Source organism: Stenotrophomonas sp. YJH_SMC_120 (genome assembly GCF_059368675.1).
The window spans coordinates 23,409-43,558 of record NZ_JCAFRY010000013.1 but is presented as its reverse complement, the minus strand read 5'-3'; the positions used below and the strand labels follow the sequence as shown (position 1 = coordinate 43,558).

The window sequence follows — 20,150 nt, the reverse complement described above, 5'->3', positions numbered from 1 at the left end:
CCCCGGGGGGAACGTGAAGACGCAAGAGTTCTGGCACACTGTTTGCCCTTAACAATTGCGCTGGTTAAGCTCCGCTATCGACCCCGTGAATCCGTTCATGCGCAGAGGGAGCGCCCCTATCGTGTCAACCGTGCGCCTAGCTAGCAGTCCACTGGCCTTGGATATCGCCACCATCGATCGTTTCCTGGCGCACAGCCACCGGCGGCGATATCCCACCCGTACCGACGTCTTCCGACCCGGTGACCCGGCGGGAACCCTGTACTACGTTGTCAGCGGCTCGGTTTCAATCATGGCCGAGGAAGATGACGATCGAGAGCTTGTGCTGGGCTACTTCGGTGCCGGCGAGTTCGTTGGCGAAATGGGCCTGTTCGTCGAATCGGACCGCCGCGAGGTGATCCTGCGGACCCGTACCGCCTGCGAACTGGCCGAAATCAGCTACGAGCGCCTGCACCAGCTGTTCCTCGGCCCGCTGTCGGCCGACGCCCCGCGCCTGCTGTATGCGCTGGGCCAGCAGATTTCCAAGCGCCTGCTCGATACCAGCCGCAAGGCCAGTCGCCTGGCATTCCTGGATGTTACCGATCGGATCGTGCGCACACTGCACGATCTGGCGCAGGAACCAGAAGCGATGAGCCATCCGCAGGGCAGCCAGCTGCGCGTGTCACGCCAGGAACTGGCGCGCCTGGTCGGCTGCTCGCGCGAAATGGCCGGCCGCGTGCTGAAGAAGCTGCAGACCGACGGCCTGCTGCATGCCCGCGGCAAGACCGTGGTGCTGTACGGCACCCGTTGACCGTTGAGCACCCGGTGGGTGCGGACCTTGGTCCGCACTCCTTCGCGCGCTAGGCTCGTTGCATGGAACTGAGCAGCGAATTCTGGTGGTTCATCCTCATCGGCCTTGGCGCGCAGCTGGTTGACGGCGCACTGGGCATGGCCTTCGGCCTGGTGTCCTCGTCGGTGATGCTGAGCATGGGCCTGCCACCGGCGCAGGTCAGCGCCAGCATCCACACCGCTGAAGTGTTCACCACCGGCGCCTCGGGCGTGTCGCACCTCGCCGCCGGGAATGTCGATAAACGCCTGTTCCTGCGGCTGGCCCTGCCCGGTGCGGTGGGCGGCGCCCTGGGCGCGTACGTGCTCACCCAGATCCCCGGCGACATCATCCGCCCCCTCATCTACCTGTACCTGCTGGTGCTGGCGATCATCATCCTGGCGCGCGCCGCGGGGCGCTGGATGCCCAAGGGCGAGATCCGCCGGGTACCGGTGCTGGGCTTCTTCGCGGGCCTGCTGGACGCCAGCGGCGGTGGCGGCTGGGGACCGATCGCCACGTCCACCCTGCTCGCCCGTGGCGGCCAGGCGCGCACCACCATCGGTACGGTCAACGCGGCCGAGTTCGTGGTCACGTTGACGGTGTCAGCGACCTTCCTGTTGTCGATGGGCGTGCAGCACCTGCAGATCGTCGCCGGCCTGCTGATCGGCGGCATGATGGCCGCGCCGGTGGCGGCGATCCTGGTCAAGCGGGTGAAGGAGCGCTGGGTGCTGGTGGCCGTGGGCGTGCTGGTGCTGGGGATCAGCCTGTTCCAGATCGGCCATGCGGTGTACGGGTACCTGGGGCATTGAGCGTTTGCCGGCCAGCGGCCGGCACTACCGGGACGGAGGAGGGTAGTGCCGGCCGCTGGCCGGCAGATCCGTCATCGTGCGATGGGGTCAGGCCCCGGACGGGATCCGGCCCCGGGCTACGCCTTGTCGCCGCCGCGGTCCACGCAGCCCCAGTTGAGGATGCGGGTGCCGGCCGGCAGCACGCGGCGGAAGAAGTCCACCCTGGATCGCTTCGGGTTCACCACCACCGGCGCCTTGGCGGCCAGCAGCAACGGCAGGTCGGCGGTGCTGTCGGAGTAGGCGATGTCGATATTGCCGTAGCCGCGCTCGCGCAGCATGCGCATCTTTTCTTCGTTGTGGCAATGGCGGGTCGGGCCGACGCCGCCCAGTCGCGGGCCGACCTCGGTGCCGATCACCGGCACGTCCTGGTGGGCAACGAACGCCAGGATGGCGCGGGCCAGTTCCGGCGGCGCGCCGGTGGCGACCACTACACGGTCGCCCTTGGCACGGTGCGCGGCGAACACCTCCAGCGCCTGTGGCAGCAGCTTGGCGCGCATCTGCGCCTCGTTGCGCAGCACGTAGGCATCGATCACCTTGTTGAAATCGCGCGCACGGTGCAGGCCGAAGCTGCCGATCCACACGTAGACCGAAATACCCGTTCGGCGGGTCGGCAGCATCGCCACCAACGGCCCGGCGATCGGCGTGACCAGCAGCGCGGCCAGCATGCGCAGCGGGTTGCGCTTGATCAGCGAGGCGAACAGATGGGTGCCCGAATCGCCGTCGTAGAGGGTGTGGTCGAAATCGAAGACCACCAGCGGCGCATCGTCGCGCGGCGTCGGATAGTGCGTTGTCATGCCGCGAAGAATAGCTGACGCAGGCCCTCGCCCGGCTCTTCCACGCGCATGAAGGCCTCGCCGACCAGGAATGCATGGATGCCGGCATCGCGCATCAGCGCGACGTCCTGCGGGCTGAGGATGCCACTCTCGGTGACCAGCAGGCGGTCACGCGGCACCGCCTGCTGCATGTCCAGCGTGGTCTGCAGCGACACCTCGAAGGTGCGCAGGTTGCGGTTGTTGATGCCGATCATCGGCGCCGGCACCTGCAGCGCGCGCTCCAGTTCGTCGATGTCATGCACTTCCACCAGCACGTCCATGCCCAGCGACAGCGCCAGCTCGGACAACGTGGCCAGCTGGGTATCGTCCAGCGCGGCGACGATCAGCAGGATGCAGTCGGCGCCCAGCACGCGCGCCTCGTACACCTGGTAGGCGTCGATGACGAAATCCTTGCGCAGCACCGGCAGCGTGCAGGCTTCGCGGGCCTGCTGCAGATAGGCGTCGGCGCCCTGGAAGAAGTCCACGTCGGTCAGCACCGACAGGCAGCTGGCGCCACCGAACTCGTAGCTGACGGCGATGTCGGCGGGGCGGAAATCCGGGCGGATCACGCCCTTGGAGGGGCTGGCCTTCTTCACCTCGGCAATCACCGCCGGGTCGCCATTGGCCACCGCCGCCTGCAGCGCGCGCACGAAGCCACGTACCGGCGGGGCGCTGGCCACGGCGGCCTGCAGCTCCTCGAGCGGGCGCTGGGCGCGGCGCTGGGCCACTTCTTCGGCCTTGCGGGCCAGGATCGTCTGCAGGATGTCGCTCATCGTCTTCGGGTCGGTGCGGGGGGCGGTGAGGACGGCCATTATCGGCCATCGAGAGGGTGAGGCTGAACCGCGCGCTCAGGCAACCAGCGCGCGGGTGGTCTCCACATACTGCTGCAGGCGCTGGCGGGCGCTGCCATTGGCGATGGCGGCACGGGCGCGGGCCAGGCCGTCTCCGATGTCGCTGGCCACACCAGCCACGTACAGGGCGGCACCGGCATTCAGCGCGACGATGTCCAGCGCCGGGCCCGGCTCGTTGTCGAGCACGGCGCGCAGCATCTGGATGGACTGTTCCGGACCGTCCACGCGCAGGTTGCGGCTGGCCGACATGGCGATGCCGAAGTCCTCCGGGTGGATCTCGTACTCGCGCACCTTGCCGTCGCGCAGTTCGCCGACCAGGGTGCCGGCGCCCAGCGAGATCTCGTCCATGTTGTCACGGCCCCAGACCACCATCGCGCGCTCGGTACCCAGTTCGCGCAGCACGCGCGCCTGGATGCCGACCAGATCGGGATGGAACACGCCCATCAGTACCGACGGTGCACTGGCCGGGTTGGTCAGCGGGCCGAGGATGTTGAAGATGGTGCGCACGCCCATCTCGCGGCGCACCGGCGCGACGACCTTCATCGACGGGTGATGGATCGGCGCGAACATGAAGCCGATGCCGGTCCGGTCGATGGCCGCGGCCACCTGGTCAGGCTGCAGCTCGATCACCGCGCCCAGCGCTTCCAGCGCATCGGCACTGCCGGACTTGGACGACACGCTGCGGTTGCCATGCTTGGCCACGCGCGCGCCTGCAGCAGCAGCGACGAACATCGCGCAGGTGGAGATGTTGAAGGTGTGCGAGCCATCGCCACCGGTGCCAACGATGTCAACCAGGTTGGAGGTATCGGCCACCGGCACTGGCCGGGCGAATTCACGCATCACGGTGGCCGCGGCGGCGATTTCGTCCACGGTCTCCTTCTTCACGCGCAGCCCGGTGAGGATGGCGGCGGTCATCATCGGCGAGACATCGCCGCGCATGATCTGCCGCATCAGGTCGACCATTTCGTCGAAGAAGATTTCGCGGTGTTCGATGGTGCGATGCAGGGCTTCCTGGGGGGAGAAGCTCATGGGAATGCTCCTTGGATCAGGCCGCCGGGCGCTGCAGGAAATTGCGCAGCAGGGCGTGGCCGTGTTCGGTGAGGATGGACTCGGGGTGGAACTGCACGCCTTCCACCGGGAACTGGCGGTGGCGCAGGCCCATGATCTCTTCGATCGAGCCGTCGTCGTTCTCGGTCCAGGCAGTCACTTCCAGGCAGTCCGGCAGACTGTTCTTGTCCACCACCAGCGAGTGGTAGCGGGTGGCTTGGTAGCGGTCCGGCAGGCCAGCGAACACGCCCTTGCCTTCATGGCGGATCGGCGAGGTCTTGCCGTGCATGATGTTGCCGGCACGGATGACCGTACCGCCGTAGACCTGGCCGATGCCCTGGTGGCCCAGGCACACGCCGAGGATCGGCGTGGTCGGGCCCAGGCGCTCGATCAGTTCCAGCGACACGCCCGCTTCGTTGGGCGTGCACGGGCCGGGCGAGATGACGATGCGCTCGGGCTTCTGCGCGGCGATCTCGTCCACGCTCATCGCATCGTTGCGCACCACCTTCACCTCGGCGCCCAGCGTCTGCAGGTACTGCACGAGGTTGTAGGTGAAGCTGTCGTAGTTGTCGATCATCCACAACATGGTCAGGTTCCGTCGCTTATCAGGAAAATGGCGTATACGTTTTCGGTGTAGGTGATGGGGCCGGCTTCCACCGACTCGCGCAGGCGCGAGCCCGTGGTCTCGATGCTGTTCATCGGTGCCTCGGGCGCGGGCGGCGAGGGCGGCGTCACCAGATCCCCACTGCTGGGCCAATTGCCCGCCTGCACGCCATAGGCGAAGTTCGGCGCCACATCGGAGATGCTGTACAGCCCGCGCAGCTGGGTGCCGTAGGCCTTGGCCAGGCCCTGCGCAGACTGGCGGGTCTGGGCCGCCGCCTCGCCCTTGAGTTCGCGGCGCAGCGCCACTTCGCCCGAGTACATCGGCGCCACGCTGCTGACCTGCAGGTTCTCGTTGGCCTTCAGCGCCCCCAGCACGTCCTGCATCTGCTGGACGCTGGCGAAGCTGGCGCGCAGTTGGCGTGACACGCGGGTGCCGATGAAAACCTGCCGGTTCTGCTCATAGCGCGTGGCAGGACCGACCCGCAGGTTGTCCGCGCGCACGCTGCCTTCCACCGCCTTGTGCTGCTTGAACAGTGCCAGCACGCGGGCAACGTTGTCCTGCACGCGGCGGCGCGCGGCGTCGGCATCCATGTCGGTCTCTTCGATGTTCAACTGCAGGCCGAACCGGTCCGGCATCACCACGCGACGCGCCTCGCCCTTCACCAGCAGGTGCGGCTGCGACGGAATGGTATTGGCCTGCGCCCACGCAGACGGGGCCATCGTGGCCAGCAGTGACGACCACAGCAATGCGCTCAGCAGCTTCATGCAGTACTCCTTGTCTTGAACGGGAACAGCGGAACGACCACGGCGCGGCGCCGTGGCGAGGCAGGCTTACAGGCCCTTGGCGGCCTGGGCGACGGCGCGGAACAGCGCGCGGCCCTTGTTCATCGTCTCGTCCCATTCCTTGTCCGGGTCCGAGTCGTAGACGATGCCGGCGCCGGCCTGCACGTACAGGCGGCCGTCCTTGATCACCGCGGTGCGGATCGCGATCGCGGTATCGGCATCGCCGTGCCAGCCGATGTAGCCGATGCTGCCGGCGTAGACATTGCGCTTGATCGGTTCCAGCTCGCGGATCACTTCCAGCGCGCGGATCTTCGGCGCGCCGCTGACGGTGCCTGCCGGGAAGGTGGCGCGCAGCACGTCGGCGTAGCTCAGGCCCGGCTGCAGCTGCCCGGTCACTTCGCTGACGATGTGCATGACATGGCTGTAGCGCTCGATCACGAACTGCTCGCCCACTTCCACGGTGCCCGCCCTGGACACACGACCGGCATCGTTGCGGCCGAGGTCGATCAGCATCAGGTGCTCGGCGCGTTCCTTCGGGTCGGCCAGCAGCTCGGCTTCCAGCGCCAGGTCCTGCTCGGGCGTGGCGCCACGCGGGCGGGTGCCGGCGATCGGGCGCACGGTGACTTTGCCATCCTGAAGGCGCACCAGGATTTCCGGCGAGGAGCCGACCACCTGCAGGTCGCCGACATCCAGGAAATACATGTACGGCGACGGGTTCAGTGCACGCAGCGCGCGGTACACATCCACCGGCCGCGCCTTGAACTGCACGCTCAGGCGCTGGCTCAGCACCACCTGGAAGATGTCACCGGCGCGGATGTATTCCTTGCTGCGCTGGACCGCATCGACGAACCCTTCGCGGGTGAACCCGGAAACGAAATCGGATTCGTCCAGCACATCGCTGTTGAGCGGTGCGGGATAACCGGCGCCCGGTGCACGCAGCTTGGCAGTCAGCGCATCCAGGCGCGCCTGGGCCTGCTCGAAGGCGCCCTCGACCCGGGGGTCGGCGTGCACGATCAGGTACAGGCGGCCCTTGAGGTTGTCGAACACGGCCAGCTCGTTGGAATCCAGCAGCAGGATGTCCGGCGTGCCCAGCTCATCGCGGCCGGCCGGCGGGGCCAGGCGTGGTTCGATGTAGCCGATGCACTCGAAGCCGAACCAGCCGACCAGGCCACCGGTGAAGCCCGGCAGGCCTTCCAGCTTCGGCACCGAGTGGGCGCTGCGCAGCGCCTCGACTTCAGCGAACGGGTCGGCGACCTCGCGGGTGTCCGCCACCTGGCCGTCTTCTCGCACGGTCAGCGTGTGGCCGTGGAAGGCGTACACGCGGCGCGCCGGCAGGCCGATGATCGAGTAACGACCAAAGCGCTCGCCGCCTTCGACGGATTCAAACAGGTAGGTATTGGGGCCGTCGGCGAGCTTCAGATAGACCGAAAGCGGCGTGTCCAGGTCGGACAGCACTTCGCGGACGACGGGAATGTGGGTGTGGCCTTCAGCGGCCTGCTGCTGAAACTGAGCGTGCGAGTTCAAGACGACTTTCCTTCCGGGACACAGCGTTATGGGGGCGGACGACGGCAACGGGCCACCATCGCCACCAACGGCGTGCGGAAGAAAGGGTATGCGGGGTCGTCAGGCTGGACACCCCTTGACTGTATCGCAGCTTGGACGGCAGGGGAACCCTGGAAAACTGAACCACGGGACGGGCGGGGCCAGCCACGGAAACCGACGACGCGGACCGGTAGAGTCGACTGTTGGTCGACTTGCGCGCGTAGCGCGGGGTTTTACGCCGTCGGAACGAAGAGCAGTCGACTAACAGTCGACTCTACCTCCCTACCCACCCAGCAACGGGCAGCCGGCCGGAAGATGCATCCGTACCCTGCCCGGCACACACTCGATGCGGAACTGGCGGGCCTGTACCGGCTCGCCATCCAGATTGAGGGTCAGCGGGCGCTCGGATGCGATCTCCAGCCACGGCAGCCGCGCACGCGTGGCCAGCTGTTCCAGCGCAGCCTGGGTGCCCGACTTCAGCATCTGGCCGAGGGTGGCGGTGACCTCCCCTTCCAGTTCCGGAAGCACGGTCACATCCAGCAGCCCGTCGTCGATCAGGGCCTGCGGGCACAGCTGCTGACCACCGCCGGCCTGGCGGCCATTGCCGATGCCGAGCGCGATGAAGTCGCCTTCCCACGCGAAATCCGGGCCGGACAGGCGCGCGGTGATCGGCTCGATGCGGCCCAGCTTGGCGATGCCGGTGATCACATAGGCCAGCCCGCCCAGCATCTTCTTCAAGCCCGCATCAGTCTCCACCGTCACCTGCGTGCCGAAGCCACCGCTGGCGAGATTGGCGCACCACCATTGGGTGCCATCGGCGTCAACGCGCAACAGGTCAATAGCGTGCGGCGTCGCCTGCCCGATCAAGGCGAAGGCCTCCTTCGGTTCGGTCGGCATGCCGGCCGCAGTCGCGAAATCGTTGGCGGTCCCCATCGGGATCAGCGCCAGCGAGGGCAGCGCATCTGCCAGCTCCTCACGATGCGCCAGTGTCTCGGCCACTGCACTGAGCGTGCCATCGCCACCGGCGGCCACGATCACATCCACGCCATGATCGATCGCCTCGGCGACATAGCGCTCGGCGTCACCGTCCTCCCAGGTCACCCGCACTTCCAGCTGCACGCCCTGTCCGCGCCAATGGTCGACGGCGTCGCGCAACTCCTCGTTGCCAGCGGATTTTCCATTGAGGATCAGGCGCCAGCGCGGGGTGGTCATGCAGAGCTTCCAAGGATGCGGTGGCACAGGCTAGCAATGCGCTGTTTGCCCGCGGTGAATGTCACGCAGATGTCATTCAGCTACCGGAGAATGGGAGTCCATAGCAGGGACGACGGATGGAGGCAGGATCAGCCTCCCACGCATGCAGCGAGGCCACGCCAGTGATTGGCGTGGCTTTTTTTTGGGGTGTGCAGGGAGTGCGAACCAAGGTTCGCACCCACCAGGTTGCGGTTCGCTGCCCCCAGGTTGCGGTTCGCCCCCCCCCGGGTTGCGGTTTGCACCCACCCGGTTGGTAGATCCACGCCATGCGTGGATGCACTTCGCTTCAACCGTTGGCGAAATCGTGCAGCGCCTGGCCCTGCAGCCGGTACACGGTCCACTCGTCCTGCGGCTTCGCACCGGCAGCGGTGTAGAACTCGATGGCCGGGGTGTTCCAGTCCAGCACCGACCATTCGAAGCGACCGCAGCCCTCGGCTACGGCCTGGCGTGCGATGTACTTCAGCAGTGCCTTGCCGGCGCCCACGCCGCGCTTTTCCTGGCTGACGTAGAGGTCTTCCAGGTAGATGCCCTTGCGGCCCAGCCAGGTAGAGTAGTTGTAGAAGTACACCGCATAGCCGATGGCCTCGCCGTCGGCTTCGCAGATCAACGCGCGCGCCGTGGCATCGGCGCCGAACAGGCTCTCGGCGATGCCGATCTCATCGGTCTGTACCGAATGCTCGGCCTTCTCGTAGATGGCCAGTTCGCGGATGAAATGCAGGATCAGGCCAGCATCGGCCACGGTGGCCGGACGGATGTTCAACAGTGCCATGCGCAGATAAAGGGGACGGAGGGAATTAAACGAGATTAATCCCCTCCGTCCCCTTTTTGTCAGCGGGCGGCGGCGACGTTGGCGCGCATCTGCGCGATCACGTCCTGGTAGCTGGTCTTGGCGTTGAAGATGGCCGAGCCGGCGACAAAGGTGTCGGCACCGGCAGCCGCGATCTCGCCGATGTTGTCGGCCTTCACGCCGCCGTCGATCTCCAGGCGGATGTCCTTGCCGCTGGCATCGATCATCTTGCGCACCACCTTCAGCTTGTCCAGCGCCGAGGGGATGAAGGCCTGGCCACCAAAGCCCGGGTTGACCGACATCAGCAGCACCAGGTCCAGGTCCTCCAGCACCCAGTCGAGGATGTCCACCGGCGTGGCCGGGTTCAGCACGATGCCCGGCTTGCAGCCCAGAGAACGGATCAGCTGGATGGTGCGGTGCACGTGGCGGCTCGCCTCCGGGTGGAAGCTGATGTAGGTGGCACCGGCCTCGGCGAAGTCCGGGATGATGCGGTCCACCGGCTCGACCATCAGGTGCACGTCGATCGGCGCGGTCACGCCGTGCTTGCGCAGCGCCTGGCAGACCATCGGGCCGATGGTCAGGTTCGGCACGTAGTGGTTGTCCATCACGTCGAAGTGGACCCAGTCCGCGCCAGCGGCGAGGACGTTGTCGACTTCCTCGCCGAGGCGGGCGAAGTTGGCGGACAGGATGGAGGGGGCGATGAGGCAGTGGGACATGGCCGGGCCTTGCAACGAGGGGAAAGGGGTCAGCGCTTGCGCAGGGTCTTGATGCGGTCGTAGGCGGCGTTGATGCGCCGCGACTTCTGCTCGGCCTGCTGCTGCAGCTCGGGGGCGGCGCCGCCGAGCTTGTCGGGGTGGTACTGCGAGATCAGCTTTCGGTAGGCGCGCTCGACCTCGGCATCGGTGGCCTCGGAGGTCAGCCCCAGCTCCCGGTACGGGTTCTCCTTGCTCAGGCGGAACCAGTCCGAATCGAAGGCATGGCCGATCAGCAGGCCGACCACCGCCCCGAACAGCGGATTGGGCCGGAACAGCAGGGCGCCGGCGATGAATCCGAGCAGTTTTCCGTACCAGCGCATGGCGCTCCGGGGTCGACCGACGAAATGGACGCTCATTTTACGTCACAGCGGGCCCGGACGGCTTTACACTAGGCCGCCCGCTGGTCAGCGGGCCCGCCGGGTCCGTTGGGCAGCAGCCGTATCGACAACGCCCCAGGAGTGCCCGTGCCAACCACGCTGTTGCAATCCGATCTCCCCGGCCTGCCCTTGCGCCATCGCGGCAAGGTGCGTGATGTGTTCGATATCCCGCGCGAGCGGCTGCCAGCCGGAACCCCGCCGGGCGAGTACCTGCTGATGGTGGCCACCGATCGCCTGTCGGCGTTCGACGTGGTCCTGCCCGACCCGATCCCGGGCAAGGGTGAGATGCTTTGCCAGGTCTCCAACTTCTGGTTCGCCAAGACCGCGCACCTGATGCCCAACCACCTGACCGGCATCGACGTGGCCAGCGTGCTGCCCGAAGGGGTGGACCCGGCCCTGTATGCCAAGCGCGCGGTGGTCACCCGCAAGCTGAAGCCGGTGCCGGTGGAAGCAATCGCCCGCGGCTACCTGATCGGCAGCGGCTGGAAGGATTACCAGCGCACCGGCAAGGTCAGCGGCATCGACCTGCCCGACGGCCTGCGCCAGGCCGAGCAGCTGCCCGAGCCGATCTTCACCCCCTCGACCAAGGCCGCTGTCGGCGACCATGACGAGAACATCGATTTCGATGCGATGGTGAAGCAGGTCGGTGCGGAGCTGGCCGAGCGCGTGCGCGACGCCACCCTGCGCATCTACAAGTTCGCGGCCGATTACGCCCGCGAGCGCGGCATCATCCTGGCCGATACCAAGTTCGAGTTCGGTACCGACGCCGATGGCCGCCTGTACATCATGGACGAGATGCTGACGCCGGATTCCTCGCGTTACTGGCCGGCCGACGAGTACGAAGTGGGCACCAGCCCGCCGAGCTACGACAAGCAGTTCGTGCGTGATTACCTGGAGACGCTGGACTGGGGCAAGACCGCCCCGGGCCCGACCATCCCGGCCGAGATCATCGAGCGCACCCGCGCCAAGTATGCCGAGGCACTGCAGCGCCTGGCCGGGATCAGCGTCGACTGACCCCCCTGCGCCCCCGGCCGGAAAGGCGGGGGGCGCGTTCGGTAGTGCCGGCCGCTGGCCGGCAAACTCATGAACTCGGCTATGCTCTGGAGTGCCGGCCAGCGGCCGGTACTACCGTTGTCCGAGGAAGCAACGCAGCATGCAGACATCCACCGAGCTTGCGCGGCCGATCGACCGCTATTTCGCCAGCTACTCCGACGACCACCGCAATGTGATCAACCAGCGCATCCACGTGGTGGCGGTCCCGGCGATCCTGTGGTCGGTGGTGGCTCTGCTCTGGTGCCTGCCGCCGCTGATCACCTGGTTCCAGTACGGCATCTGGTCGGCGTTCGCGATGTTCAGCGCCTGGTGCTTCTACAACAAACTGTCGCGCCCGCTGGGCATCGGCATGCTCATCCAGTTCTTCGTGTTCGGCTGCCTGTGCCGCCTGCTGGAGGCCGAAATCGGCCTGCACAACCTGTTCTGGCTGGCGGTGGGCGTGTTCGTGGTGGCCTGGATCGCGCAGTTCATCGGCCACAAGTTCGAGGGCCGCAAGCCCAGCTTCCTGACCGACCTGACCTACCTGCTGATCGGCCCGGCCTGGGTGATGGCCAAGTTCTACCGCAAGCTCGACTGGCGCTACTGACCTGCCCAGGGTCGACGGCGCCCCTGGTTTCCTGAACGGGCAGATTCCATCACCCGCACTCCACGACGGCCCTGCCAGCCTGCGCCGGTGATCCGCTCCCCACTTCCCGCCCGTCGACGGCAGCCCCTGTGCGACAGGGCCTGCGGTCTCCCTGCGTGGGCGTAGGGCGTCCCCTGAGGGCAAGCGAGGAGAAGACGCAGGAACGCGATGTTGCGTCGCAGAAAATATGAATCAGCGGACGTTACATGCAATTGATCGCTGTTCGATGGGTTTCAGCGACATTTCGCAGCCTGTTATCCTCCCTGACCTGCTCGTGAATCATGGATTCCCTGCATGCTCCCCAGCCTGCCCCTGCTGCTGGCCCTGCCGTTCCTGATGGCAGCGGCTGTTGCGGCCTTCCCCCGTAGTTCGCGCTCGACTGCTGCCTGGCTGGCGGCGCTGGCGCCGTTGGGCGGACTGGCCATCCTCGGCTGGCTGACCCCGTCCGTGCTCGACGGCCAGGTGGTGCGGACGATGGTCCCTTGGCTGCCGCAGATCGGCCTGGACTTCACCCTGCGCCTGGACGGGCTGGCGTGGATGTTCGCCGGGCTGGTGCTGGGCATCGGCGCGCTGGTGGTGCTGTACGCGCGCTACTACCTGAGCCAGCAGGACAACGCGCACCGCTTCTACTGCTACCTGCTGCTGTTCATGGGCGCCATGCTGGGCATGGTGCTGTCGGGCAACCTGCTGTTGCTGATGATCTTCTGGGAAATGACCAGCATCAGCTCGTTCCTGCTGATCGGTTTCTGGTCGCACCGCCAGGACGCCCGCGAGGGCGCGCGGATGGCGCTGGTGATCACTGGCGGCGGCGGCCTTGCGCTGCTCGGTGGCGTACTGCTGATCGGGCGCATCGTCGGCAGCTTCGACCTGGACGTGGTGCTGGCCGCCGGCGAGCAGATCCGCGCCAGCGCGCTGTACCCGTACGCGCTGTTCCTGGTGCTGGCGGGCATCTTCACCAAGAGCGCGCAGTTCCCGTTCCATTTCTGGCTGCCGCACGCGATGGCCGCGCCCACTCCGGTCTCTGCCTACCTGCATTCGGCCACCATGGTGAAGGCCGGTGTGTTCCTGCTGGCGCGCCTGCATCCAGCGCTGGCCGGCAGCGACCTGTTCTTCTACACGGTCAGCGGCATCGGTGCGATCACGCTGTTGATCGGCGCTTGGAACGCGATCTTCCAGCACGATCTGAAAGGCCTGCTGGCTTATTCGACCATTTCCCATCTGGGCCTGATCACCCTGCTGTTCGGCCTGTCCACGCCGATGGCGGTGGTGGCCGGTGTGTTCCACATCCTCAACCACGCCACCTTCAAGGCCTCGCTGTTCATGGCCGCCGGCATCATCGACCATGAGACCGGCACCCGCGACATGCGCAAGCTGGGCGGCCTGCGCAGGCTGATGCCGTTCACCAGCGCGCTGGCGATCATCGCCTCGCTGGCGATGGCCGGCATCCCGCTGCTCAACGGCTTCCTGTCCAAGGAAATGCTGTTTGCCGAGGCGATCACGGCCGGAGGCCCGGGAATCATGCGCACGGCGGTGTCGATCGCCGCATTGCTGGCTGGCGTGTTCGGGGTGGCCTACAGCCTGCGCTTCGTGCACGACACCTTCTTTGGCGCCGGCCCGCACGACCTGGATCGCGTGCCGCATGAGCCGCCGCGCTGGATGAAGGTACCGGTGGAACTGCTGGTGGTGATCTGCGTGGCAGTAGGCATCGCCCCGGCACTGACCGTGGCACCGGTGCTGCATGCCGCTGCGGCGTCGATCCTCGGCAGCGCCATGCCCGAGTACAGCCTGGCGGTATGGCACGGCTTCAACCTGCCGCTGGCAATGAGCGCGATCGGCGTGATCGGCGGCGTGGCGCTGTACTTCGGCCTGCGCAAGCTGATCAACCTGCATGCCGTGACCAACGTCAGCACTGGCCGCAATGTGTTCCATGCACAGCTGGATGCCGTGTCCGCACTGGCCATGCGCCTGACCAACGGCATCGCCAACGGCAGCCTGCAGCGCATGCTGCTGGGCCTGGTGCTGGTGGCGATCGCAGTTGCCGCCGCGCCATTCGTGGCAGATCCGGCGTCGCCAAACTGGAGCGCGCCGCAGCCGATGCCGCTGCTGGGCTGGGCGTTGTGGCTGGTGATGATGGCCTGCGCGGTGGCAACCCTGCGCATCTACAAGCAACGCCTGCTGGCGGTGCTGCTGGTCGGCGGCGTCGGCCTGATGGTGGCGCTGACCTTCGTGTTCCTGTCCGCACCCGACCTGGCCCTGACCCAGCTGCTCGTTGAGATGGTGACCCTGGTGCTGATGCTGCTGGGCATGAACTACCTGCCCGCGCAGTCCGGGCCGGAACGCCCGCGCTGGCGCAAGCGCCGCGATGCGGTGATCGCGATCATCGCCGGCGCCGGGCTGGGTGCGCTGGCCTATTCGGCGATGACCCTGCCGCCGAACACCATGGCCGGCGAACTGCTCGCCCGTGCGTTGCCCGAGGCCTACGGCCAGAACGTGGTCAACGTGATCCTGGTCGACTTCCGCGGCTTCGATACCTTCGGCGAGATCACCGTGTTCGGCATCGCCGCGCTGGTGGTGCACGCACTGCTGCGGCGCACGCGGATGGCACCGGAGCAGATCATGCCCGGCCCGCCGATCAAGCTGCCGGTACCGGCCGACCTGGCGCAGATCATGTTCCCGCTGACGCTGACCGTGTCGATCTTCCTGTTCCTGCGCGGCCACAACGCGCCCGGTGGTGGCTTCATCGCCGGCCTGGTGCTGGCGGTGCCGCTGCTGATCCAGTACGTGATCCAGGGCACCGCGTCGGTGGAATCGCGCTTCGGCTTCGACTACATCCGCTGCATTGGCATGGGGCTGCTGATCGCCCTGCTCAGCGGCAGCGCCTCGATGCTGTTCGGCGTGCCGTTCCTGACCAGTGGCCACCTCGACCTGCATCTGCCATTGATCGGCGACGTGCCGCTGGCCAGCGCGATCGGTTTTGACATCGGCGTCTATCTGGTGGTGTTCGGCGGCGCCATGCTGATGCTGTCGATGATGGGCACGATCAAGCCCTCACGTACCCGCGCTGCCCGCAAGGGTGAGATCGACCTGCAACGCCGTTCGGCCCGCACCGGGGAGATGCACTGATGGAACTGGCCCTGGCTACCGCGATCGGCGTGCTGACCGCCATCGGCATCTACCTGCTGCTGCGTGCGCGCAGCTTCGACGTGATCCTCGGCATGACCTTCCTGTCCTACGCCACCAACCTGCTGATCTTCGCCGGTGGCCGCGTGGTGCTGGGCAAGGCGCCGGTGCTGCAGGAGGGCGTGGACAGCCACCTGGGCAACTACACCGACCCGCTGCCGCAGGCACTGGTGCTGACCGCGATCGTGATCGCCTTCGCGATGACCGCAGTGAGCATCGTGCTGGCCATGCGCAGCCGCAGCGACAACCACAGCGACCATGTGGACGCCCACGAGCCCGACGACGACCTGCAGGATGAGAGCGCATCGGCGCGCCAGGGCGAGGATCGCGCATGAACCATCTGGTGATCCTGCCGATCCTGATTCCGCTGCTCGGCGCCGCGCTGTCGCTGTTCGTCGAACACCGCCGCTACGGCCCCAGGGTGCAGCGCGCGGTGGCCTGGACCGCACTGTCGGCGCTGGCGCTTACGGTGGGCCTGCTGTTCGCGTCGACCGCGGGCGGTGACATCAACGTCTACCTGCTGGGCGACTGGCCGTCGCGGCTGGGCATCGCGCTGGTGGCCGACCGGCTGTCGGCATGGATGCTGCTGACCACCCTGCTGCTGGCCATTCCCTGCCTGCTGCACGCCTGCTCGGGTTGGGACCGCCGCGCACCGCACTTCCATGCACTGTTCCAGTTCCAGCTGGTCGGCCTCAACGGCGCGTTCCTGACCGGCGACATCTTCAACCTGTTCGTGTTCTTCGAGGTGATGCTGATCGCCTCCTACGGCCTGCTGCTCAGCGGTGGCCGCGGCCTGCGCATGCGCATCGGCCTGCACTACGTGGTGTTCAACGTCACCGCCTCGACCCTGTTCCTGATCGCGCTGGGCCTGCTGTACGCCACGCTGGGTTCGCTGAACATGGCCGAGCTGTCGCAGCGCATCGCCGCGGTGCCGCCGACGCAGCTGACCCTGGTGAAGGCTACGATGGGCCTGTTGCTGCTGGTGTTCTGCGCCAAGGCCGCGCTGATGCCGCTGTACCTGTGGCTGCCGGAAGCCTATTCGCGCGCGCCGGCCGCAGTGGCGGCGCTGTTCGCGATCATGACCAAGGTCGGCCTGTATTCGGTGCTGCGCATCCAGATGCTGTGGTTCGGCGACGATGCCGGCGCGATGGCCGGCTATGGCCGCGACTGGCTGCTGTGGGCCGGCGTGGCGACGCTGGTGCTGGGCGGGCTCGGCGCCCTGGCCGCGACCCGCCTGCGCGTACTGATTTCCTACCTGGTCATCGTGTCGGCAGCCACGCTGTTCATCGCCTTCTCGGTGGGCACGCCGCAGGTGCTGTCGGCCGGCCTGTACTACCTGCCGCACAGCAGCTTCGTGGCCGCTGCGCTGTTCCTGGTTGCCGACCTGATCCGCCGCCGCCGTGGTGGCGCCAGCGACCGCAAGGAGGTGGTGGCGCCGATGCCGGGCAAGGAAACGCCGGCGGTGCTGTTCCTGATCGGGGCAGTGTCGGTGGCCGGCCTGCCGCCTCTGTCCGGCTTCCTGGCCAAGGCCGCACTGCTGGCCGGCATGCCGGCGCAGTACACCGGCCCGGTCTGGACCGCCGTGCTGGTCAGCAGCCTGCTGGTGATCATGGGCCTGACCCGCGGCGGCATCCGCCTGTTCTGGCGCGTGCCGCCGGTCGATCCCGATGCACCGAAGCCGCGCAAGGCTCCCCTGCGCCGGGTAGAACTCTACGCCGCCTGCCTGCTGCTGGCCTACGGCATCGGCATGACCGTGGCCGCGGCACCGTTGATGCGCTACACCGACGCCACCGCCGCACAGCTGCTGCAACCCAGCGAGTACGTGCAGCAACTGCGTGCGACCACGCCGGAGATCCGCCAGCCATGACCGCCCAGCGCTCCCTGTTCCGTCGCCTGATTCCCTCGCCGATGCTCAGCATCATGGTGGTGGCGTTCTGGCTGCTGATGTCCGACAGCTTCACCCTCGGCCAGATCGTGCTGGGGCTGCTGCTGGGCGTGGTGGTGCCGCTGTTCGCCGCGCGCCTGGACCGCGAGTTCGCCCGCATCGGCACCCTGCGGCCACTGCCCAGGCTGGTGTGCGTGACCCTGTGGGACATCCTGATGTCCAACATCCGCGTCGCCCTGCAGGTGCTGGGCCCGGAAAAGAACATCCACCCGGGTTTCATCTGGCTGCCGCTGGACATCGCCAACATCCACGGCATCGCCGCGCTGACCAGCATGATCACCCTGACCCCGGGCACGGTCTCGGCCGCGCTCAGCGACGACCGCAAGTTCCTGCTGGTGCATGTGCTGCACCTGGAGGACCCACAGGACCTGATCGATACGATCAAGCGCCGTTACGAGGCGCCGTTGATGGAGATCTTCCCATGACCGGTTTTGAAGTCATCCAGACCACCCTGGTGGTGTGCATGCACGTGGTCGGCCTGGCCATGCTGCTGGCCACCTGGCGCCTGCTGCGCGGGCCGACCGTGCCCGACCGCATCCTTGCGCTGGATACCCTGTCGGTGACCGCGATCGCCGAGCTGATGCTGTTCGGCATGTACCTCAATTCGCCGATCTACTTCGAGGCGGCGCTGATCATCGCCATGCTCGGCTTCGGCAGCACCGTGGTGCTGAGCAAGTTCGTGCTGCGCCGGGACATCGTCGAATGATCACCGCGATCCAGATCGGCCTGTCGATCCTGCTGCTGTTCGGCTGCTTCTTCATCCTGGTCGGCGCACTGGGCCTGGTGAAGCTGTCGACCTTCTTCAAGCGCCTGCACGCGCCGACCAAGGCCAGCACGCTGGGCGTCGGCTGCGTGCTGGTGTGCTCGGTCTGCTACCACATCTTCCTCGGCCAGGACCCGCAGCCGCGCGAGCTGCTGATCACCGTGTTCCTGTTCATCACCGCACCGATCAGCGCGCACATGATGGCCAAGGCCGCGCTGTCGCTGCTGATGGAGACCCGCCCCACCCTGCCGGGCAACGAACGTGCCGCCGAGGAGCAGCTGCCGCCGCCGGAGCCGGTGCGGGAAGAAAAAACCACGCAGAACCGGTAGTGCCGGCCGCTGGCCGGCAGTGGCAAGGGTTCCGTCAGAGGCAGTGAGGTTGCCGGCCAGCGGCCGGCACTACCTCATGCCGCGCCGACCAGCAGCAGCTCCAGCACGAACCAGCCGACAAACGCGACCAGCAGGATCACACCTTCGCCGCGGCTGATCTTCAGGTCGCCACGCAGCATCGGGTACAGCACCAGCGCGAACGCCAGCAGCGCCGGCAGTTCCAGGCGCACGAACGAGGCCGGCAGCGCCAGCGGCTGCAGCACGGCCATCGCACCGATCACCAGCAGCAGGTTGACCACGCTGGAACCCAGCACGTGGCCCAGCACCATGTCGCCATGCCCGCGACGCGCGGCGGCGATGGCGGTGGCCACCTCCGGCAGTGCGGTACCGATCGCCACCGGCAGCAGGCCGACCAGCAGGGGCGTCCAACCCAGGGCGGCGCCGAAGTCGGCGGCGGCGCCCACCACCAGGCGCGCGCCCCAGTACAGCGTCAACGCGGCAATCAGCACGCGCAGCACGTTCAACGGCAGGCTGGTGCGGCTCAGTGCGGACTCGGCGATGGCCACCTGCACCTCCGCGCTCTCGCTGCGACCGCGGCGCAGCAGCAGCACCTGCACCACGATGAAGCCGACCAGCAGTATGCCGCCTTCCCAACGTGCCAGGCCGCCATCAAGCCCGAACAGGATCAGCAGCACACCCGCCGCCAGCAGCGACCACCACAGCACCGTCTGCAGGCGCGCGCACAGCAGCAGGGGCGCAGCCATGGCCGCCACGGCCAGGGTCACGCCCAGGTTGACGATGCTGCTGCCCACCACGTTGCCCAGTGCCAGCTCCGGTTGGCCCACCGCCAGGGCGCGCGCGTTGACTGCCAGTTCCGGCAACGAGGTGGTCACCCCGAGCAGCAACAGCCCGGCAGTGAATGGGCTGGCCCCGAAACGCTGGGCCAGGCCGGACACGGCCTTGACGATGGAGTCCCCGCCCAGCGCCAGCAGCAGCAGGCCGAGCAGGAACCAGGCAATGGCAATGGCGATCATCGAGCACTCCCCCAGCGGTCGTGGCGCGATTCTACGCTTGGCCCGTACGCGCGGCTGGGCCGTGGATCAAGGATCAGCCACAGCCTTCCGCATAATCGACCTGCGGGGTCTGTCCGACGCGCCAGGCACCCACCCGGCCATCGGCACCGAGTGCGAAGTCGATCACCGTCCCGCCCTCCTGCGCCGGGCGCACGCGCAGGTGCTGGGCCTTCTCGTCATACTTGTCGGGGCCGACGTCCGCGCGCTCGGGATACAGCACCTGCAGCTCACCCAGGGTCATGCCGACCTTGCCACCGCCCGGTGCGGTGATGGCGGCGCTGCGCACGTCGTAGCGCACCAGCTTGCGGCCCTCGATCATCAGGCGCGGATCTTCGGCATCCTGCGGGCGCAGGAAGTAGCAGCCGTCGTTGCTGTCGTCAGCCGGCAGTGGCTTGCCGGCCGCATCGGTGCCCAGACCCTGCAGCGGCGTGCCGAAGCCGGCACGGACCTCGGCGATGCCGGCACCCAGCTTCGCCCCAGCGAAGCCATCCAGGCGCGCGGGACTGTCCTCGCGACGGTCATTGGCTGGACGGGTGGCCAGGTCGGGATCCGTCGACTGCGCGGGTCCGGTCGCCGAGGCGGTTTCCGCCGGGGTGTCGCTGCCGCTGCCGGCCGCCCCCTGCTTGTCGGGGCCAGCACTGCAGGCGGTGAGCGAAAGGAGCAACAGACCAGCAAGCGGAAGGTGCTTCATCGGTGCGGTTCCCTGGCACAAGGATGGCTGCAC

General features: G+C 67.3%; 22 protein-coding genes. 10 read left to right on the top strand and 12 right to left on the bottom strand.

The features are described from left to right. Positions 1 to 97 precede the first annotated feature (97 nt). Both crp and AC5P60_RS15075 read left to right on the top strand, forming a co-directional pair. Positions 98 to 787 carry a cAMP-activated global transcriptional regulator CRP gene (gene crp, locus AC5P60_RS15080; protein ID WP_012481435.1) on the top strand — a complete coding sequence of 230 codons (690 nt, stop codon included), beginning with the start codon at positions 98 to 100 and terminating at the stop codon, positions 785 to 787. 62 nt (positions 788 to 849) lie between these two features. After that, a complete protein-coding gene (locus tag AC5P60_RS15075; protein WP_005411317.1) occupies positions 850 to 1,611 on the top strand; it encodes a sulfite exporter TauE/SafE family protein in 762 nt (253 codons plus the stop codon). Positions 1,612 to 1,727: 116 nt separating this feature from the next. On the opposite strand, the gene AC5P60_RS15070 is transcribed toward AC5P60_RS15075, so the two are convergent. From AC5P60_RS15070 to AC5P60_RS15025, 10 genes are all read right to left on the bottom strand, one after another. Next, entirely contained in the window at positions 1,728 to 2,444 is a 717-nt protein-coding gene (locus tag AC5P60_RS15070) for a haloacid dehalogenase-like hydrolase (protein ID WP_005411318.1), read from the bottom strand. Further along, positions 2,441 to 3,235, bottom strand: coding sequence for an indole-3-glycerol phosphate synthase TrpC (gene trpC, locus AC5P60_RS15065; RefSeq protein WP_483693776.1), 795 nt, complete (start codon positions 3,233 to 3,235; stop codon positions 2,441 to 2,443). The genes AC5P60_RS15070 and trpC overlap by 4 nt, the downstream gene beginning before the upstream one ends. Positions 3,236 to 3,310: 75 nt before the next feature. Then, on the bottom strand, positions 3,311 to 4,342 hold the full coding sequence (gene trpD, locus AC5P60_RS15060) for an anthranilate phosphoribosyltransferase (RefSeq protein ID WP_005411320.1): 1,032 nt from the start codon (positions 4,340 to 4,342) through the stop codon (positions 3,311 to 3,313). 16 nt (positions 4,343 to 4,358) lie between these two features. After that, entirely contained in the window at positions 4,359 to 4,946 is a 588-nt protein-coding gene (locus AC5P60_RS15055) for an anthranilate synthase component II (protein WP_012481439.1), read from the bottom strand. A gap of 2 nt (positions 4,947 to 4,948) precedes the next feature. Further along, positions 4,949 to 5,728, bottom strand: a complete 780-nt coding sequence (locus AC5P60_RS15050; protein WP_049402337.1) for an SIMPL domain-containing protein — start codon at positions 5,726 to 5,728, stop codon at positions 4,949 to 4,951. A gap of 66 nt (positions 5,729 to 5,794) precedes the next feature. Next, positions 5,795 to 7,270, bottom strand: a complete 1,476-nt coding sequence (gene trpE, locus AC5P60_RS15045; RefSeq protein ID WP_483693772.1) for an anthranilate synthase component I — start codon at positions 7,268 to 7,270, stop codon at positions 5,795 to 5,797. Between the two features lie 300 nt (positions 7,271 to 7,570). After that, positions 7,571 to 8,500, bottom strand: a complete 930-nt coding sequence (gene yegS, locus AC5P60_RS15040; RefSeq protein ID WP_242898904.1) for a lipid kinase YegS — start codon at positions 8,498 to 8,500, stop codon at positions 7,571 to 7,573. A gap of 325 nt (positions 8,501 to 8,825) precedes the next feature. Continuing rightward, on the bottom strand, positions 8,826 to 9,308 hold the full coding sequence (locus AC5P60_RS15035; RefSeq protein WP_012481443.1) for a GNAT family N-acetyltransferase: 483 nt from the start codon (positions 9,306 to 9,308) through the stop codon (positions 8,826 to 8,828). Positions 9,309 to 9,367: 59 nt separating this feature from the next. Next, positions 9,368 to 10,042, bottom strand: coding sequence for a ribulose-phosphate 3-epimerase (gene rpe, locus AC5P60_RS15030; RefSeq protein ID WP_005411326.1), 675 nt, complete (start codon positions 10,040 to 10,042; stop codon positions 9,368 to 9,370). Positions 10,043 to 10,071: 29 nt separating this feature from the next. Next, complete coding sequence (locus tag AC5P60_RS15025) at positions 10,072 to 10,401, bottom strand: J domain-containing protein (RefSeq protein WP_231522938.1); 330 nt, start codon at positions 10,399 to 10,401, stop codon at positions 10,072 to 10,074. 144 nt (positions 10,402 to 10,545) lie between these two features. Between AC5P60_RS15025 and AC5P60_RS15020 the strand changes: the two genes are divergently transcribed. The 8 genes from AC5P60_RS15020 (at position 10,546) to AC5P60_RS14985 (ending at position 18,353) form a co-directional block, all read left to right on the top strand. Continuing rightward, the gene (locus AC5P60_RS15020; RefSeq protein ID WP_005414703.1) at positions 10,546 to 11,472 is read left to right on the top strand and encodes a phosphoribosylaminoimidazolesuccinocarboxamide synthase; all 927 of its coding nucleotides are present in this window, start codon (positions 10,546 to 10,548) and stop codon (positions 11,470 to 11,472) included. A gap of 139 nt (positions 11,473 to 11,611) precedes the next feature. After that, on the top strand, positions 11,612 to 12,097 hold the full coding sequence (locus AC5P60_RS15015; protein WP_005411329.1) for an Mpo1 family 2-hydroxy fatty acid dioxygenase: 486 nt from the start codon (positions 11,612 to 11,614) through the stop codon (positions 12,095 to 12,097). A 333-nt stretch (positions 12,098 to 12,430) separates the two neighbouring features. Then, positions 12,431 to 15,259, top strand: coding sequence for a monovalent cation/H+ antiporter subunit A (locus AC5P60_RS15010; RefSeq protein ID WP_483693773.1), 2,829 nt, complete (start codon positions 12,431 to 12,433; stop codon positions 15,257 to 15,259). Next, complete coding sequence (locus AC5P60_RS15005; RefSeq protein ID WP_012481447.1) at positions 15,259 to 15,651, top strand: Na+/H+ antiporter subunit C; 393 nt, start codon at positions 15,259 to 15,261, stop codon at positions 15,649 to 15,651. Before AC5P60_RS15010 ends, AC5P60_RS15005 begins: the two co-directional genes overlap by 1 nt. Beyond that, the gene (locus AC5P60_RS15000; protein ID WP_483693774.1) at positions 15,648 to 17,183 is read left to right on the top strand and encodes a monovalent cation/H+ antiporter subunit D; all 1,536 of its coding nucleotides are present in this window, start codon (positions 15,648 to 15,650) and stop codon (positions 17,181 to 17,183) included. Before AC5P60_RS15005 ends, AC5P60_RS15000 begins: the two co-directional genes overlap by 4 nt. Continuing rightward, on the top strand, positions 17,180 to 17,686 hold the full coding sequence (locus AC5P60_RS14995) for a Na+/H+ antiporter subunit E (RefSeq protein ID WP_005411333.1): 507 nt from the start codon (positions 17,180 to 17,182) through the stop codon (positions 17,684 to 17,686). Before AC5P60_RS15000 ends, AC5P60_RS14995 begins: the two co-directional genes overlap by 4 nt. Further along, positions 17,683 to 17,967, top strand: coding sequence for a K+/H+ antiporter subunit F (locus tag AC5P60_RS14990; protein ID WP_005411334.1), 285 nt, complete (start codon positions 17,683 to 17,685; stop codon positions 17,965 to 17,967). Before AC5P60_RS14995 ends, AC5P60_RS14990 begins: the two co-directional genes overlap by 4 nt. After that, complete coding sequence (locus tag AC5P60_RS14985; RefSeq protein WP_049402775.1) at positions 17,964 to 18,353, top strand: Na+/H+ antiporter subunit G; 390 nt, start codon at positions 17,964 to 17,966, stop codon at positions 18,351 to 18,353. Before AC5P60_RS14990 ends, AC5P60_RS14985 begins: the two co-directional genes overlap by 4 nt. 74 nt (positions 18,354 to 18,427) lie before the next feature. On the opposite strand, the gene AC5P60_RS14980 is transcribed toward AC5P60_RS14985, so the two are convergent. Then, positions 18,428 to 19,387, bottom strand: coding sequence for a sodium:calcium antiporter (locus AC5P60_RS14980; RefSeq protein WP_033833878.1), 960 nt, complete (start codon positions 19,385 to 19,387; stop codon positions 18,428 to 18,430). A gap of 73 nt (positions 19,388 to 19,460) precedes the next feature. Then, the gene (locus tag AC5P60_RS14975) at positions 19,461 to 20,117 is read right to left on the bottom strand and encodes a hypothetical protein (protein ID WP_033833879.1); all 657 of its coding nucleotides are present in this window, start codon (positions 20,115 to 20,117) and stop codon (positions 19,461 to 19,463) included. Positions 20,118 to 20,150 lie beyond the last annotated feature (33 nt).